This is a genomic window from Marinobacter sp. UBA2498 (genome assembly GCF_002341575.1).
GTDB lineage: Bacteria > Pseudomonadota > Gammaproteobacteria > Pseudomonadales > Oleiphilaceae > Marinobacter > Marinobacter manganoxydans.
The window spans coordinates 1,505-2,569 of sequence record NZ_DDOI01000072.1; the positions used below are offsets into that span (position 1 = coordinate 1,505).

Sequence of the window (1,065 nt, forward strand, 5' to 3'; positions counted from 1 at the left end):
GTGAGCTTGTTCATACCATATCCCTCTGTTGATATATATTTACAACGCGAAACAGGGTACGGCGAGGCCCGGCCCAAAGGCAATTACCCGGCGATTACCCTTTGGTTAGCCAGTGCTGCCTGCCAGCAGCCGGCCATTAATGGTGATGACATGATCGAGCGGGAGCATGGTGCCTCGTCCGAGCAGCAGGAAATCCTGCCCTGCGCGACTGCAAAGCTCACGAATAACATCGTGCACCGCGCATATCTGGCCGGCGCTGTCCCGGTAAACCACCTCGGTCAGTTGCCCTGAGCCCAGATACTCCTGAAGCATACCCTGAACTGAGTACGAAGCCGTAGTGGAGGGAGTGGAGGGAAAATTTGGCATAGCTGATTCTTCACTACCGTCGAATTCTTGTTTTCCCCGAAGTCTGGCTCAGAAAACGGGATTTCGCCAAAAGAATGATATTTGTCATTTTACGCCAAGCTGCCCCGCTCTGCTGGACGGTCGTTGCATTGCCAGATTGTCCGACATAAATTGACATTACGCGCACCGAACGGGAGAACACAATGAACGCCAAGACCCACGACAACCCGGAATCGCATAATGTCGTTTCCCCCGCCGAATCCGGCTCCACTGGCAACTGGAAGGATCCGAAACGCTATATGTGGTTACTCGGCCCTGCCCTGCCGGGCATCGGGCTCGCGGCCCTGACCGGTTACGCCCTGGCCCCCAAAAAACTGAAAGCCCTGGCCTGGACCGGCCCTGCTCTGGTGCACGGCATCATTCCGGCGCTGGACAGGGCCATTGGTGAGGACCAGAGCAACCCGCCGGAATCCGCAGTGGAGACCCTGGAACGGGACAAGTACTACGACCGGATCGTGAAGGCCTTTATTCCGACCCAGTACGCCATGACCCTCATGGGTGCCTGGCTGGCCAGCCGCAAGGATACGCCCCTGGACGATAAAATCGGCCTGACGCTTACCGTTGGTGCCATAAATGGCGTAGGCATCAACACGGCCCATGAGCTGGGTCACAAATCGAACAGACTGAACAAGCTGTTGGCGATGGCGGCTCTGGCGCCCA

The 1,065-nt window shown here is 57.1% G+C and carries 2 protein-coding genes; both read left to right on the forward strand.

Annotation, left to right across the window (positions count from 1 at the left end; all coding sequences use genetic code 11):
• A partial coding sequence (locus tag B2W52_RS10350) for a hypothetical protein (RefSeq protein ID WP_286802884.1) occupies nt 1-291 on the forward strand: 291 nt, incomplete at its 5' end.
• 257 nt (nt 292-548) lie between these two features.
• The coding region (locus B2W52_RS10355; protein WP_476738526.1) for a fatty acid desaturase family protein at nt 549-1,065 on the forward strand (517 nt) is incomplete at its 3' end.